Origin of the sequence: Sulfobacillus thermosulfidooxidans, from assembly GCF_001280565.1 — a bacterium.
Lineage (GTDB): Bacteria > Bacillota > Sulfobacillia > Sulfobacillales > Sulfobacillaceae > Sulfobacillus > Sulfobacillus thermosulfidooxidans_A.
This window is the reverse complement of the sequence record NZ_LGRO01000001.1, coordinates 683,463-697,698: the sequence shown is the minus strand read 5'-3', so window position 1 is coordinate 697,698 and position 14,236 is coordinate 683,463. Positions and strand designations below refer to the sequence as shown.

Below are 14,236 nucleotides of genomic sequence, written 5' to 3'. Positions count from 1 at the left end.
AACATGGAAAAATGGCCAAACGACTTTCAGCTTACACAATAATTACTTGGCTGCCACCGCGAAGAGGGGATCATCTTGATTGATGGCTAACGAAGTGGCTGTAAACAATACCAATCCGTCTTGGGGCACTAGCACCTCTTCTATAAGGGTACCGTACGCGTCTTTGATAGTTCCGCCAATATCGCCTCGGCGGACATTTTGACCTGGCTGAATATTCCGATAGAATAATCCTTGATGCCGTGAGCGTATCCAGACAAATTGACGCATAATTTGAGCAGGCGGAAATGTCATAACCGGCGTATCAACAAAACCTAGAGTAGCCATTAAGTTATTCAATCCGCGTAAATGTATGGACACCGCATTTTCATCAAGCTGACCTACTTGGCCAGCTTCTGTTAAGATAGCCGGGATCCCCATTTGGGATGCTGCAGCATAGCTGCCTCCCACCACCGAATCCGATTCTAAAATTATGGGAATGCCAAAGGCTTCAGCCATAGCCCGCGAGATCTTGACAACCGCATCGCTTCCTCCACCAGAATAGATCGTAAAAGGAATGAGGGCTTCATGAATATCGCCACCGTGAAGATCGACCCAATAATCGGCTGTTTCGGCGACTTGAGTCACTACATGGGCTATACGTTCAGAGACTGTTCCATCAGCTTTACCAGGGAATACCCGATTGAGATTTTTCCCATCAAGTGGAACAATATATTGCGTCTTTTCATAGAAGGCCGGCGGATTAGTGATATGAATTACCACGACACGACCATGAAGTTTTGACGGGTCAAGCTGCTGGGCAAATCGGATCGACGCCTCAATTCCTGGATATTCACCGCCATGTACGCCGCCTGTCACCAGTAATGTCGGGCCATCTTTTTCCCCTTCAATCCGCGTATAAGGTAGGGCAATATCGGTTCCAGGCACAGGAAGTTTATCTTGCGTTTTTCTCATTATTTTCATTACCGTCGTCACAATACGACCCTCCAAAGTATTGGTTCTCTGTTTATGTTTCTTAACTTTTTATCAATTCCTTCTCGTGTAAAACAATTATTTCCCAAAACGCAGCAATCACATTAACAAATTCAGATTTATGATGATACCTTGGTTATTAAATGGTCAAGTATCTCTCTGGTCGGATAATTCTTCTGCATTAGAGCGTTATTGTTAGATTTTTAGTATCAAATAGTGTATCAAAACTAAAAATCCGCGGTTTTTTGTTACAAAATACAAAATTTATTTAAAAACTTTCCGTATTATTTAAGAAAGCTTCCCCATATTTTACATTCTTTGCCATGGAGGTGTTTTATGAATAAACGCTCTCAAAAACGACGATTTAATGCGCTGGTGAATAACCCCGTGATGGAAGATTATGCGTTGCGGTATGCGCCCCAGTCCTTTCGCCGCTGGAGTGAATTTGCCGTGGCCAGTTCCGCCTTAGGTGGGATTGCCTACTTAGCCGACTTTGCGATTGGCGGCTCTATTACCTTAAGTTATGGCTTTACCAACGCCTTGACGGCGATTCTGGTTGTGGCGGTAATCATTTTTCTCACGGGGATTCCCATCGCCTATTATGCGGCCCGCGATAACATTGATATGGATTTGCTCACGCGCGGCGCGGGGTTTGGCTACTATGGATCCACCTTAACCTCGCTCGTGTATGCCTCGTTTACCTTTATTTATTTCTCGTTAGAAGGATCGGTCATGTCCCAGGCGATTACGGCCTACTTTGGCATTCCGTTGGCCGTCAGTTATGTCCTGGCCTCCCTGCTCATTATTCCCCTGGTCATCTATGGCATGACCTTTTTGTCGAAGCTGCAAGTGTGGACCCAACCCGTCTGGTTGGCGCTCTTAATTCTGCCGCTGATGGTCCTCGCCACCAAAGATCCCCACGCCTTTGTCCACTGGACCCATTTTGCAGGGAGCGCGGGCCGTGCCGGCTTCAATGCCTTGCTCTTCGGGTCTGCCGCCGGGGTCGTGTTGTCCTTGATTGCGCAAATTGGCGAACAAGTCGATTACCTCCGCTTTATGCCGAATCTGACCGCGCAAAACCGGCGGGCGTGGTGGTGGGCGGTCATGCTGGCCGGGCCGGGGTGGGTCGTGTTAGGCGCGGCCAAACAAATTGGGGGATCGGTACTCGCGTCGTATATTGCTCCGCAAGTGGGCCCGGTCAAAGCCGATGAACCGATTCAAATGTATTTGCATGCGTTGCATTTGTGGATTCCCAATGTCGCCATGGCGTTAACCCTTGGGACCTTTTTCGTCCTCCTTTCGCAAATCAAAATTAATGTCACCAATGCCTATTCGGGATCCCTGTCGTGGTCCAACTTCTTTTCGCGGATTTTTCATGTCCATCCTGGCCGCGTGGTCTGGCTGGTGCTGAATGTGGGGATTGCCCTGACCTTGATGGAACTCGGTGTCTTTGGCTTTTTGGGCAGTATTTTAGGGTTTTATTCCAACGTGGCGGTGGCGTGGATTGGCGCCGTCGTGGCGGATTTGGTGATTAATAAGCCGCTGTTGAAGCTGAGTCCGAGCTATATCGAATTTAAACGGGGCCACTTGTATAATTTTAATCCGGTGGGATTCGGATCCATGGTCATCGCCTCCGCCGTGTCGATTGCGGCCTATTTTGGCCTCTTTGGCAAGGTCCTGAGCGCGTTCTCCCCCTTCTTATCGCTCGGGCTCGCCTTCGTCCTGTCCCCGATTATTGCCCTTCTCACGCACGGCAAATATTACATTGCCCGCACCAGCCCCACGATTCCCGAGAGTCCCGACGGCGTGGCCTGTGCCGTGTGTGACTTTCGCTTTGAAGCGCACGATATGGTGGACTGTCCCCATCACGCAGGCACCGTGTGTTCGTTATGTTGCAGTTTGGAAGCCGACTGTCATGACCGCTGCAAAGTTCCCGGGAGCTATATTCACATCGCCCCCGCTATGCAGGAAAATATGAGCCCTCGCGTCTAAATAGAAGCCATGTCTTTATCTCGTAACGTGCCTAAGAGACTCACAAACATCAACCATCCATCAATCAATAAGATATGTCGCAAAGTAATTCTATTAGCCAACGCCGCCGATTTCCCGAAGTATTCATGTCTTTCGTATTATATGACCGCCTTGGTTACCCAGGCGGTCATCCTTTAAAGAGTATAGATTACAGCACTCAACTGCTCATGCGACCTTGCGAAATCCAAAGATATAGTGCTTCCTGAAGAGGGATTTAAAGACAACGCCAGTAATGGAGAGAACGCCTTATTTCAAAATATCAATAACTTAAAGGCAAAACCGAAGCCGCTAGCTCCCCATGTTGTTACAAAAAAAGACGCCAAACAATCAGCGCCGAAAGTTTGATATACCTTATGAATTCAAAGCAAAACGTTAACCGCATAAATTTTGGCGGGAGTATGTAGGAATCGAACCTACCGCTGACCCCTAAGGCCAGCCATTGGATTTGAAGTCCATGGAAGGCACCAAGCCCCCAACTACCCCCGAACCTTTACCATCATACGCAAAGCCTATTTTTTTGTCAAAAGGTCGAATCCTTCCTAATTCCTGTTTTTGAGGGCTTTTTCGCTAAGCACTAAGAAGATGACAAATACGGTTCGACCCAATCCGTTGATGTCGGAGGATAGAGACCAGTCGACAGATATCGTTCTCCTGAATCCGGAAAAATTACCGCGATTCGCTTCCCATGAAACAATCCTTGTTCCAAAAGATGTTTACATGCCCAATAAGCCGCTCCTGACGACAAACCTACGACGAGTCCTTCAGTACGCGCAAGCTCTTGTGCCGATGAGATGGCCGCATCATCGGGAACATCGACAATCCGAGTAATCACAGAAGTATCAAGAACTTGGGGAATAAAGCCCGCACCAATCCCTTGAATCTTATGACTCCCCGCCGGTTTGCCATTTAACACGGCGGATCCTTCAGGTTCCACGGCCACAATCTCGATATGAGGATTCACCCTCTTAAGATAACGACCTGTCCCAGTAATCGTCCCACCCGTGCCGACACCAGCCACAAAAACATCAACATCGTGATGCATTTGTTCCCAGATTTCCGGTCCTGTCGTTAATTCATGAATGTTGGGATTGGCTGGGTTTTCATGTTGTCGTAACATGAGCGCATTAGGCAGCATCTGTTCAAGTTGTTTAGCACGTTTGATCGCACCGGCCGTTTTTTCTTCCCGGGGAGTCTCAACAATTGTGGCACCATAGGCCCAAAAGAGCTGTTTCCTTTCAGAGCTTTGCCCCTCAGGCATAAAAACCACCAATCGTAAGTGTTCCATAGCACAAACCATGGCTAAAGCAATACCCGTATTACCTGAAGTCGCCTCAATAATGACCGTATCTGATGTCACTTTTCCACTGTCGATCGCATCTTTCAATAATGACCATGCCGTGCGATCTTTTATCGATCCTCCCGGATTGAAGGACTCTAATTTGGCCCAGACTTCAGCCCCATAATTTTGCAATGATTTTATTTCAACCATAGGGGTATTCCCTATCAAATGCGCAATATCCGCCACACTAACCGTCTCCCCCAAAAAATACTAACGTGAAAACCGTCTATGACTACACGCTAGACGTTTTTATCAAAAAAGCCCTCAGTCATGATCAAAATGATCATGAAGAAGGCTGAATAATTTTTGAAACAAATTATTGTTCTTGAGGCGGTTCGGGCTCTTTCGTCACCGCTTGAACAGGATATTCGGTCGGTTGCGGAGCTTTGGGCTCTTGTACTTGACTATTCATGGATTGTTTGAATTCACGAATGCTTTTACCTAATCCTGATCCGATTTCCGGTAACCGCTTGGGTCCAAAAATTAATAGCGCCACCACAAGCAATACAATAATATGCATCGGAGATAATAGATCCATCGTGGACTCCTTTCTTAAACCGAGCCATCAATTCCGTATAACACATTATAACACGAACGAGCCCTAAACATGCTTTAAGTTTCGCCGTTTTACAATAACTTCATGCGCTGCCATTTCCCAAGAGGTATCTAAGGGCGGCAACTCTACAGGCTTCCCTTCCCGCCATTCTAGCGCCCATGTCAATAAAAGATCGGTTAAATGGGGATTTTTGGGCAATAATGACCCATGAAGATAGGTACCAATCACATGGCCTTGGAAAGCACCTTCGGTACCGTCCTCCCCGTTGTTGCCATGACCTAACTGGACATGAGCCAACGGTTTGGCCTTCTCTCCTAAAAATGTCTGCCCACCATGATTTTCAAACCCGACCAAGGTATTGGGCGTCAGAGGCAATACCGTTTCACAAACCACATCACCAATAGATCGTGTTGTTCCCGCTTTGGTGACCACGTCTAAATAACCCAGACCAACCAAAACCTGACCATCAGCAGTGCGGTATTCATGACCCAATAATTGATACGCACCACACACTGCTAACATAGGCAATCCTTGGGACAATGCTTCGGATAATGAGTCTTTGCGACATAGAAAATCTTCATAAATTTTGGCTTGATGGGAGTCTTCACCGCCTCCCATAAAAACAATATCAACGTGTCGCCAATCTAAGGTTTCACCGATTTCCACGTTAATTATGTGAAAGCCAATTTGACGCTTTTGTGCCCGGTACTGTAACGCTAAAACATTGCCCCGATCCCCGTACAAATTCATGTGTTGAGGATATAAATGTGCTAAAGTGATGTCCACGATTTCGTCTCCGTTCTATTTTTCTTTCTGGAAAATTTTTCACGGCAGGGCTACCGCGTTATTCCATAAATGGCCGATAATGCCTTCACCAGTCGGTCCGAATCTTTTGGACGTTTAACCGCAATACGTATTGCTGGTTGATCTAATCCCTTAAAGGTTCTCGCATCGCGTACTAAAATACCCTGCGTGATTAATCCCTTGATGATATCATCACAGGATTGCAGTTTAGGAAAAAGCAGAAAATAATTGGCCTGTGCTGCATCATCGACCCTGCCAAATGGTTGTAATAAGTCTTGTAATCGCTGCTTTTCCTTGTGAATCCATGACCTGGTTAACTCAAAATACGTTTGATCATGCAAACTCGCCACAGCCATTTCTTGTGCGACCAACGATACATGCCAGGAATACGTGTGCTGAGAGATCTTGGCGATGACATCTTCTTGTCCCACTAAAAATCCGATGCGAAGACCTGCTAATCCATAAAATTTTGTCAAAGACCCTAAGACGACAAGATGATCCGATTGTATGGCTTCTTGCATCACGCTGTGATGATGCCAATTTTCAACGAATTCAATAAAGGCCTCATCAACCACCATGATGTGGCCATGACCATAAGCCCACTCTTTATATTGCTGGAGGTCTTTCTCCGAAAGAAGATGCCCTGTCGGATTGGCAGGATTCGCTATAAACAGCATCCCCGGTCCAGATGACAAGTCCTTTGGACCTGTAACATAGCTGACATTCTGACCATGCAATAATGCACGCGTTTCATATTCACTAAAGGCCGGGATTTTTATCAGAACGTGATGCGGATGATAGGCCTGAAAAAGCAGTTCAATGGCTTCCATCGCACCAGCTGTCACAATCAAATTTCTCGTGTCTACTCTAAGATGCCGGGCCAATTGTTCACTTACCTGGCTTTTGCGCCAATCGGGATACCGATCCAAACGGTCAATCAACGACGGCCACAATAGGCGGGCCCTAGGACCAGGACCGTATGGTGAGATGCTGCTCGATAAATCTAAAAAATTTTTTTCTGCCCACGTGGTGGCATCATAAATAGCCCAGTCCCCGCCATGCACTCTTTTACTACCTCCATAATCCAATGCCCACACTCAAAGAAAGGAGTTCTGTAAAGATAACGGTGGCTCCTAGCACATCGCCATTTAACCCGTTAAACAGCCGTCGCCAATATTCTAGAAATAGTGTGTCTGATACCGCAATGATCCCAAGGCCTAAGATACCCTTCCATCCCCAAAAGCCGGCAACAATAGCTAGTGTGATAATCGTTGCAATCACCGCACCGCGGGCATTGACGTGGTCTTGGGTCCATTTAGCTAATCGACTTTCGGATGACGCGGGAATTCGCGCTAAACCCACGGCAATGGCGGTACGGCTAAGAACAGGAGCCATAAACACAACAAGTCTTGCATCTGGCATCATCTCTAATTGCACCCACAACCCGATAAAAGCAGCAACCGCCAGCACCACCCACAGGACCCCAATGGTTCCAATCCGGGAATCCTTGCGTGCTTGGTCCCGTTTGTCTGCCCTGGCCGCCCACCCATCGAACACATCAGCCCACCCATCCCAATGCAGGCCACCAGTCAAAATGATCTCCGTTGTCAAGGCACCCACAGCTCGTAACGAGATAGGGAGTTCGGGAAATAATTGGAGCCATATCATCCACAGAGCGCCAAATAACGCTCCAACCACAGGAAACCATGCCAGCGCCCACGTTCTCGATGTCCACTCCGATTCTCCTGACAACGGAATGCGGGTGAGAATGCTTAACGCATCAAATAATCCGGTTATGACAACCACCTACCCGTCATTAACACGGCCAAAAACGCAAACACTAATGATACAACTAAAGCCACCCGCATAATGATCGAAACTGCATGAATTATCATGGGCACCGTTAAAGGTTTTGTTCCCCGGCCTATTTTAGGCCGCAAAGAAACCATTCCTTGATAAGTATTAATGCCGCCTAAACTAACTCCAAGAGCTCCGGCCATAGCCGCTTCAGAAATTCCACTGTTGGGGCTGGGATGGCGTCTGCCATCAGTTCGCATAATTTGATAGGAGTCGCGAAATCGCCCATCGACTCCTGCTGTAATGGCAATGGCCCAACCGGAAATCCGCGCAGGAATCCAATTCAACCAATCGTCGGTACGTGCCGCAAACCATCCCAAATCTTTATATTGCGCATTGTTATATCCGATCATCGAATCCATCGTATTGACAGCTTTATACAACCATAACCCCGCGGGTCCTGCTAAAAACGTAAAAAACAAGGGAGCCACAATGCTGTCACAAGTATTTTCTGCCACCGATTCAATCGTCGCCCGAATAATTTCACTTTGATTCAATTTTTCTGTATCTCGTCCAACAATCATCGAAAGATAATAGCGAGCTTCGTCCCAACGACTTTGTGCCAAGGGGCGGTAGACGGCCAGCGCTGCTTCCGCGAGTCCGCGTATCGCAATCCCCCAATATGTCAATAAAACAATCAAGGCCCGAAATAACCAGATCGACAAAATATGGGCAATCACTAATAATGCCGTTACCAAACCTGTTACCCCAATCATGACGATAATCGCTAATATTGTGCCAGCAAGGCGTAATTGCCGAGGCGTATGAGCGACATGGCGTGCGAGACTTTCTAATCCATCAACAGCATGTCCTATCAATCGCACAGGATGATAAGGCCACGGTGGGTCACCGAATAGTATGTCAAGCACGACGCCTAAAAGAATCCAGGGAGTCTGACTAGCCCCGAACCAAGCGAAGAAGAGCTGAGAGGTCGACATGTTCAGCCATCACCTCTTTCCATTGATTAATAACCACATCAAAAGGGTTCTCGGTCATAACCCCTCGACCGCCCAAGAGATGAATAACGGTATGACGAAATGCTGTATTGTGAAAAATTCCATGCAAATATGTTCCCCAAATTCTACCAGAGGAACTCACTAAGCCGTCGGTATATCCGTCTAATGCCACCAGTGGGGTAAACGAAGGATCAGCAGATTGTACTACCGTGGTCTCACCCATGTGCTGTTCATAGCCCGACACCATTTGATTTTTCCAAGGGCGGGCAATCCCAGTCCCGTGCACTTGTTTTGTGATCTTGTCGGGACCTAAAACCGTACGAATAGGTAACAACCCCAAGCCAGAGTCACCCTTCACCATCCCTTCGATACCCAGCGGGTCATCCACCGTTTGTCCCATTATTTGGAATCCGCCGCAGATACCTGCCACCATCGTTCCGTGATTTGCCCAATGTTTTATACTGTCAGCCCATCCGCTCTCTTTCACCCAGGCTAAATCCGCTAAGGTATTTTTGCTTCCGGGAATAATGATCATATCCGGACGCGAAGGAGGTGGTGTCGAGGAAAACAGTAAATTGACGGCAGGTTCAAACCGGAAAGGATCAAAATCGGTAAAGTTGCTCATATAGGGCAAACGGACCACCCAGATGGTGATCTGATTTTTCGGAGTTATGTGCTCTCGGACCCCTAAACTATCTTCTTCGGGAAAAGCCAAATCAACATAGGGAATAACCCCAAGTACGGGGACAGCCGTAAGCTCTTCCAATATACGAATGCCATCATCGAATAAGGTGAGATCCCCGCGAAATTTATTGACAATCAGCCCTTTTAACCGGTGACGTGCAAAGGCAGGCAGGAGCTTTGTTGTACCGTATAAGCTTGCAAAAATTCCGCCGCGATCAATATCACCCACGAGAATCACAGATGCATTAGCATACTCGGCCATACGTATGTTCGATAAATCGGTATGCATTAAATTCAGTTCCACGGGACTTCCCGCACCTTCGATGATAATAACATCATATTGCTGCGCCAGCTCATCATAAGCTTGCTGAACGATTTTGAAGAGTTCATCCCGGTTATCCCGGAAATGGCGACTTTCATAGGGGCCTTGTACTTGTCCCCGGACAATTAATTGGGAACGGGACGTCGTTTCAGGTTTGAGAAGAATAGGATTCATTTCCACGCGTGGCGATAGCCCGGCGCTCCACGCCTGAATGGCTTGGGCATAAGACATTTCGTGCCCATCGGCCGTAATGAAAGCATTCAAGGACATATTTTGTGCCTTAAAAGGAGCGACCCGGATGCCTTGATCAGCAAGAAGACGGCATAGTCCTGCCACAACCCAGGTTTTGCCGACATGAGAACTTGTTCCCAAAATGCTTAAAGCCCTGGCAGTCATGGGCATGCTCCTTTAAGCCACATGGGGAGTCCCGCCACCACCAGAATGACGCCTTTAGCGCAAGACGATGCCACTTGATTAAATTTCCCGAGTGCCCGGACAAAATCTTGTGTAAATAAGTTCAAATCCAATATACCAAGTCCGGTTTCTTCACTTACAATCACAGTGTCTGCAGAGCGGTGGTGGATCTTGACTAAAAGATCTTCCCAAGTCTTCATGATAGTATGCAGGGAATTTGTTGACGACCATAACCCATAATCATTGCTCGCATGGCGATTTTTAACTGGCTCATCGCCACGATCATCAAGCATATTGCGCACAATATATGGACCAACGCCATCCCAAAGCACACCGTGATCACCAGGTAATGCCAAAATCCGATGGATGGGATTTACGGGTTCAGTCCACACCGTCCATTGTGGCGGTCGTCTCATTTGATGTTCTTTAATTTTTTCGTGCACCGTGGCATCATTCAACGCGTGATAAGATTCATCAAGCGTAGCAATATAATCAACATCGCGGTAGCCTAACGTCTTTGCCATAAAGTCCTCAGCCCATGCACTTTTACCTGAGCTGTTTCCACCGATTACTAGCCACAAGGGCATTATATGACTCCAATCTTTAACCGTTTGAATTCATTATAATAATAAGCGAGCAGTGATTCATCAGGAATCTAAAATCTAAATATACCTGATTTGTTGATATAACGTCATCGAGTATCAATGAACCGGTGCACACGATATCGCGTCTGGTTAGCGTTTAGGATGAATTCCCCTATTCATGATATGAACCCACAAAAAACCCTTCTCATGAGAAGGGTTTTACAGCAGGCGATTCCGTTTTATTTTTTAGCCAGATTCCAAATATATGCCGAAACATTACGAGATTCTGAACTAGACAATGAACCGGGATTAGTCGCAGGCATATTATGGGCTACAAACGCCTCCAATGCTGTTTCCGTGCCAAACCGCGAGACCACGGTGGGGGAAGCCGCCAACTTCGGACCTTGACTCGTTCCCGCTCCCGCTTTTCCATGGCAAGACTGGCATGTGGAGGCATACAGTTTTGCGCCTTGCGCAAGACTCACCCCTGACGCATCGTTATGAGTGGTCGTGTGCCCACTCGATGGATTATTAACTTTCCGATTCACCGTTTTGGTGGCGTGACGCGTATTCGATTCGGTTTTACGTGCCCCGTGATGACCTTGATGTGCGGGAGAACTAGACTGGCTCCCGCACCCACCGAGAAAACCCGAAAAGATTGCGGACAACACCAAAAGGGTTACAAGTGGCTTTTTCATGATTCTCCCCCTTTGCTTGTATGGCTAGCGTAGCCGCCTTCTTAAAGACTTATGCACTCAAATGAACATCTCCTGGTGAAATATAAATCCCGGGCAGTTGATTCGAATCGGTTTATCAAATCCGTTATAATAGTGCCAATACGCGGCATATTCGGCGTTCAAATCCTTGGTGATGGGTCTTTTGTTATGATCCTCTCAAGGATTTCAGCTGGCGATCACGAAGAACACTGCCGAATGATATTTGGCACCAAGAACAAACGAGGAAAGAGCCTCCACGCAAAGAAAGGTAGGACCTGAATGGAAGACAAGGCAGAATTGAACTTCGGACTGGACAATGAGTTAAAATCGCAAATTGATACCCAACATCTTACAGAGGGTGCCTTATTTGGAACGGTTCCGCAGAAGGTCCTCAACCCCGATGACACCAGGCAACTGGAAAGGCTGGGGTGGGTAAAACGTGATTACCGTGATCAACCCGTGATGGAACCGCCCCAAGCCACACTCGATTGGGATCATTTAAGTGAACGTCACCGTGATGAAGTCCTCCACGCCCTCAGTCGTCGTCTTCTTGGGAGGACACCTTGGGTAGACAATCAACATGCGATTTTAGAAGAACTGATCGATTCGATTTGGGAGCAACGCCAGGAGGAAATTCGTGTACTACTAAATGCATGGGCATTCGCAGCGGCATGGGCAGGACATCCTGATCATAACGATCGGGTGGTAGAAAGTCGACAGACCTTCTACTTTTATTCAGCATCCATGCGCGATGCCGCGGAGAAAGCTGTAGAATTAGCCGTTACCGCTCCGGATGATGATGACGAATTTTGGAAATATATACAGGCTTTAGGGGACTAAGTCCCTAATGGCCCTAGGTATTTAGCCATAAAAACTTCTGCCACCATTTTTCCGTCAATAACAAATTGATTAGGACGCATGGCCTCTATCACAAATCCGTGGCGTTGGTAGAAATGTAGAGCTGGACCATTGGTTTCAAAAACGGAAATCGCTATTTTGGCGATTTCATGCTGCCGCGCCCACAGCTCAAGGACTTTAATCAGTCCCGATCCTCGTCCTTGACCACGAAATCCCTGACGAAGAACCATGCCCATGGTAGCCACGTGCCGATTTTTCGTGAATGTGCCCCGGATTGCTTCCAGTGTGCCAACCACACGGTTATCGACTACCGCTACCAAAATTAGCTGAATCGCCGGATTACGATTTTGTAAAATGTGACGTTGCTGTTCGAGGGTGTAGTACTCTCCTTCATTGGCAATATATTGCCCTTCCGTCCCGACTTCCTTTATGACGGTGATAATATCTAATGCGTCCTCTACAGTCGCTTCTCGAATCACATAGGGGCGAGAAGCGCGGTCAAAAAATGTTACGGCGTCGACGGCCATATGTTGTTAATCTCCTTCTATGCTGTCTGACGCTTGTTTCGCCGCGGTGTCCACAATATCCTTCTTTACATTCTCCACAATAATGGGAATGCCGATAATGTCTTGGCCGTGACCGCCTCGGTGAACTGCCTACAAATTCTATGCTCTTAATCCATGCCAAAGGAATTAAATAAGAATGGGATGTCCCATGCCGGTTCCATCGTCCCCAAACACGGATGCCGTAAGCCTCCCACTGAATGTGACTAGCATAAAAAGTTTTGTCATTCCCTAGCTTCATCACATATTCTATACGCATACACACAGGATGAACGGCGCCGCGAAAATCTATACTAATTCACCATGGCATGAGACATCACTTGTAAAAACCGTCGTAATATTTTGCCCATGGGAACAATATCCACTAAGAAACTATCATGACCCCAGGGAGAATGTAGTGTTTCAAAGCGCACATTAATCCCTGCCTCTCGAAGGATATTGGCATGTTGCCTTATCTCGTCATAGGGATACAATTGATCACTGGTTATACCTACCATCCATACAGGCACATTTCGGAGTTTTGACAGATCTCCTTCACGCAAATCAAACCGGTCCATGGCTTCAGTAATTCGAATATACGTATTCGCATCAAACCGTCGGACTAACTTTTGTCCTTGATATCGCAGATACGACGTAATTTGGAATTCATCGCGTTCCGGTGTCTGATATAATCGGCCAAACTTTGTATCCATAGATTTGGGGCTCTGATAGGAAATCATATCCGCCATCCGCGCCAGGGCCAATCCTTGACTCGGATAGGCACCAGTCAAATAATAGTTGCCATCATTAAAAAAAGGATCTGACATGATAGCTTGACGCCCCACCGTATGAAAGGCAATCGCCCAGGGTGAATGCCAAATAGGGGATCCAATAGTCAAAATACCTCGAAGGGTCTCCGGATACAGCATGGCGTAGGCATACGCCATCATACCACCCATAGAACCACCAATTACCAGGGGTTTGTCACGGTCGCCTAATATAGCATCTATCAGAATTTTAGCGGCACGGGCCATATCGAATAAGGAGAGTTTAGGAAAACGCCCTCCATAAGGATGTCCATCTTCCGCAGGAGAATGCGGTCCTGTGGACCCCATGGCTCCTCCCAACACATTTAAAGAAATAACATGATATTGGTGTAGGTCAATGGGCTTCCCAAATCCAACTAAGTTATCCCACCAGCCTGCATTATCTTGATAGGTATGACGGGTCACATGACTGTCGCCAGTTAAGGCATGAAAAATAATGATCGGGGTCCCCTTTCCGATTTGTCCCCATTCTTCAAAGGCGATGAGTAATTCAGGCAACACTTCGCCACTATCTAACCGGAAAGGATCCGATATTCGTAAAAACTGTAGGCGTGGCCATGGAAATCCTTGACTTAATTGCCAAGGCCATATAGGATACGGATATTTTGTCATTTTCATAGACACTATGCTAACAAATTGGCGTTAGAAACCAAAGCCTTGCCTACAAAAAATCTTGACAAGGAATATCTCACCCTTTAGAATTTGTATAAAATTTCATAGTATTAGCGATGACTGAGACTAAGGATTGCCTCTTACGCCCAGCGAACGGTGATTAGT

General features: G+C 47.0%; 14 protein-coding genes and 1 tRNA gene. 2 read left to right on the top strand and 13 right to left on the bottom strand.

All coding sequences use genetic code 11. The features are described from left to right. Positions 1-42: 42 nt before the first annotated feature. On the bottom strand, positions 43-972 hold the full coding sequence (locus AOA63_RS03715) for a M14 family metallopeptidase (protein WP_053958465.1): 930 nt from the start codon (positions 970-972) through the stop codon (positions 43-45). A gap of 333 nt (positions 973-1,305) precedes the next feature. Between AOA63_RS03715 and AOA63_RS03710 the strand changes: the two genes are divergently transcribed. After that, the gene (locus tag AOA63_RS03710) at positions 1,306-2,961 is read left to right on the top strand and encodes a purine-cytosine permease family protein (protein WP_053958464.1); all 1,656 of its coding nucleotides are present in this window, start codon (positions 1,306-1,308) and stop codon (positions 2,959-2,961) included. Between the two features lie 427 nt (positions 2,962-3,388). Here AOA63_RS03710 and AOA63_RS19470 read toward each other — a convergent pair. The 10 genes from AOA63_RS19470 to AOA63_RS03665 form a co-directional block, all read right to left on the bottom strand. Then, positions 3,389-3,484 (bottom strand) — tRNA-Sec (locus AOA63_RS19470). Between the two features lie 90 nt (positions 3,485-3,574). After that, a complete protein-coding gene (cysK, locus tag AOA63_RS03705) occupies positions 3,575-4,525 on the bottom strand; it encodes a cysteine synthase A (RefSeq protein WP_082343728.1) in 951 nt (316 codons plus the stop codon). Positions 4,526-4,655: 130 nt separating this feature from the next. Then, positions 4,656-4,877 carry a twin-arginine translocase TatA/TatE family subunit gene (locus AOA63_RS03700; RefSeq protein WP_020374469.1) on the bottom strand — a complete coding sequence of 74 codons (222 nt, stop codon included), beginning with the start codon at positions 4,875-4,877 and terminating at the stop codon, positions 4,656-4,658. A gap of 63 nt (positions 4,878-4,940) precedes the next feature. Then, positions 4,941-5,681: a type 1 glutamine amidotransferase gene (locus AOA63_RS03695; RefSeq protein ID WP_053958463.1), complete on the bottom strand. Its 741-nt coding sequence runs from the start codon at positions 5,679-5,681 to the stop codon at positions 4,941-4,943. A gap of 50 nt (positions 5,682-5,731) precedes the next feature. Beyond that, positions 5,732-6,763, bottom strand: a complete 1,032-nt coding sequence (locus AOA63_RS03690; protein ID WP_053958462.1) for a pyridoxal phosphate-dependent aminotransferase — start codon at positions 6,761-6,763, stop codon at positions 5,732-5,734. A gap of 7 nt (positions 6,764-6,770) precedes the next feature. Further along, on the bottom strand, positions 6,771-7,505 hold the full coding sequence (locus AOA63_RS03685; RefSeq protein WP_053958461.1) for an adenosylcobinamide-GDP ribazoletransferase: 735 nt from the start codon (positions 7,503-7,505) through the stop codon (positions 6,771-6,773). Then, complete coding sequence (gene cbiB, locus AOA63_RS03680; RefSeq protein ID WP_053958460.1) at positions 7,493-8,494, bottom strand: adenosylcobinamide-phosphate synthase CbiB; 1,002 nt, start codon at positions 8,492-8,494, stop codon at positions 7,493-7,495. Before cbiB ends, AOA63_RS03685 begins: the two co-directional genes overlap by 13 nt. Next, positions 8,454-9,914 (bottom strand): cobyric acid synthase, encoded by a 1,461-nt coding sequence (locus AOA63_RS03675; RefSeq protein WP_053958459.1) that lies wholly within the window; start codon positions 9,912-9,914, stop codon positions 8,454-8,456. Before AOA63_RS03675 ends, cbiB begins: the two co-directional genes overlap by 41 nt. Next, positions 9,911-10,519, bottom strand: a complete 609-nt coding sequence (locus tag AOA63_RS03670; RefSeq protein WP_053958458.1) for a bifunctional adenosylcobinamide kinase/adenosylcobinamide-phosphate guanylyltransferase — start codon at positions 10,517-10,519, stop codon at positions 9,911-9,913. The genes AOA63_RS03675 and AOA63_RS03670 overlap by 4 nt, the downstream gene beginning before the upstream one ends. Before the next feature lie 236 nt (positions 10,520-10,755). Next, positions 10,756-11,214, bottom strand: coding sequence for a c-type cytochrome (locus AOA63_RS03665; protein ID WP_053958457.1), 459 nt, complete (start codon positions 11,212-11,214; stop codon positions 10,756-10,758). Positions 11,215-11,511: 297 nt separating this feature from the next. On the opposite strand from AOA63_RS03665, the gene AOA63_RS03660 reads away from it, so the two are divergent. Beyond that, positions 11,512-12,072: a hypothetical protein gene (locus tag AOA63_RS03660; RefSeq protein WP_053958456.1), complete on the top strand. Its 561-nt coding sequence runs from the start codon at positions 11,512-11,514 to the stop codon at positions 12,070-12,072. Here AOA63_RS03660 and AOA63_RS03655 read toward each other — a convergent pair. Then, positions 12,069-12,617, bottom strand: coding sequence for a GNAT family N-acetyltransferase (locus tag AOA63_RS03655; RefSeq protein WP_053958455.1), 549 nt, complete (start codon positions 12,615-12,617; stop codon positions 12,069-12,071). The two genes, AOA63_RS03660 and AOA63_RS03655, sit on opposite strands and share 4 nt — an antisense overlap. 329 nt (positions 12,618-12,946) lie before the next feature. After that, positions 12,947-14,071, bottom strand: coding sequence for a homoserine O-acetyltransferase MetX (gene metX, locus AOA63_RS03650; protein WP_242848267.1), 1,125 nt, complete (start codon positions 14,069-14,071; stop codon positions 12,947-12,949). Positions 14,072-14,236 lie beyond the last annotated feature (165 nt).

Bases quoted from the DNA above. Each gene is read 5' to 3' on its own strand.
- AOA63_RS03660 (WP_053958456.1), top strand. From the start codon at position 11,512: ATGGAAGACAAGGCAGAATTGAACTTCGGACTGGACAATGAGTTAAAA.
- AOA63_RS03655 (WP_053958455.1), bottom strand. From the start codon at position 12,617: ATGGCCGTCGACGCCGTAACATTTTTTGACCGCGCTTCTCGCCCCTAT.
- AOA63_RS03710 (WP_053958464.1), top strand. From the start codon at position 1,306: ATGAATAAACGCTCTCAAAAACGACGATTTAATGCGCTGGTGAATAAC.
- AOA63_RS03670 (WP_053958458.1), bottom strand. From the start codon at position 10,519: ATGCCCTTGTGGCTAGTAATCGGTGGAAACAGCTCAGGTAAAAGTGCA.
- metX (WP_242848267.1), bottom strand. From the start codon at position 14,071: ATGACAAAATATCCGTATCCTATATGGCCTTGGCAATTAAGTCAAGGA.
- cbiB (WP_053958460.1), bottom strand. From the start codon at position 8,494: ATGTCGACCTCTCAGCTCTTCTTCGCTTGGTTCGGGGCTAGTCAGACT.
- AOA63_RS03675 (WP_053958459.1), bottom strand. From the start codon at position 9,914: ATGACTGCCAGGGCTTTAAGCATTTTGGGAACAAGTTCTCATGTCGGC.
- AOA63_RS03700 (WP_020374469.1), bottom strand. From the start codon at position 4,877: ATGGATCTATTATCTCCGATGCATATTATTGTATTGCTTGTGGTGGCG.
- AOA63_RS03665 (WP_053958457.1), bottom strand. From the start codon at position 11,214: ATGAAAAAGCCACTTGTAACCCTTTTGGTGTTGTCCGCAATCTTTTCG.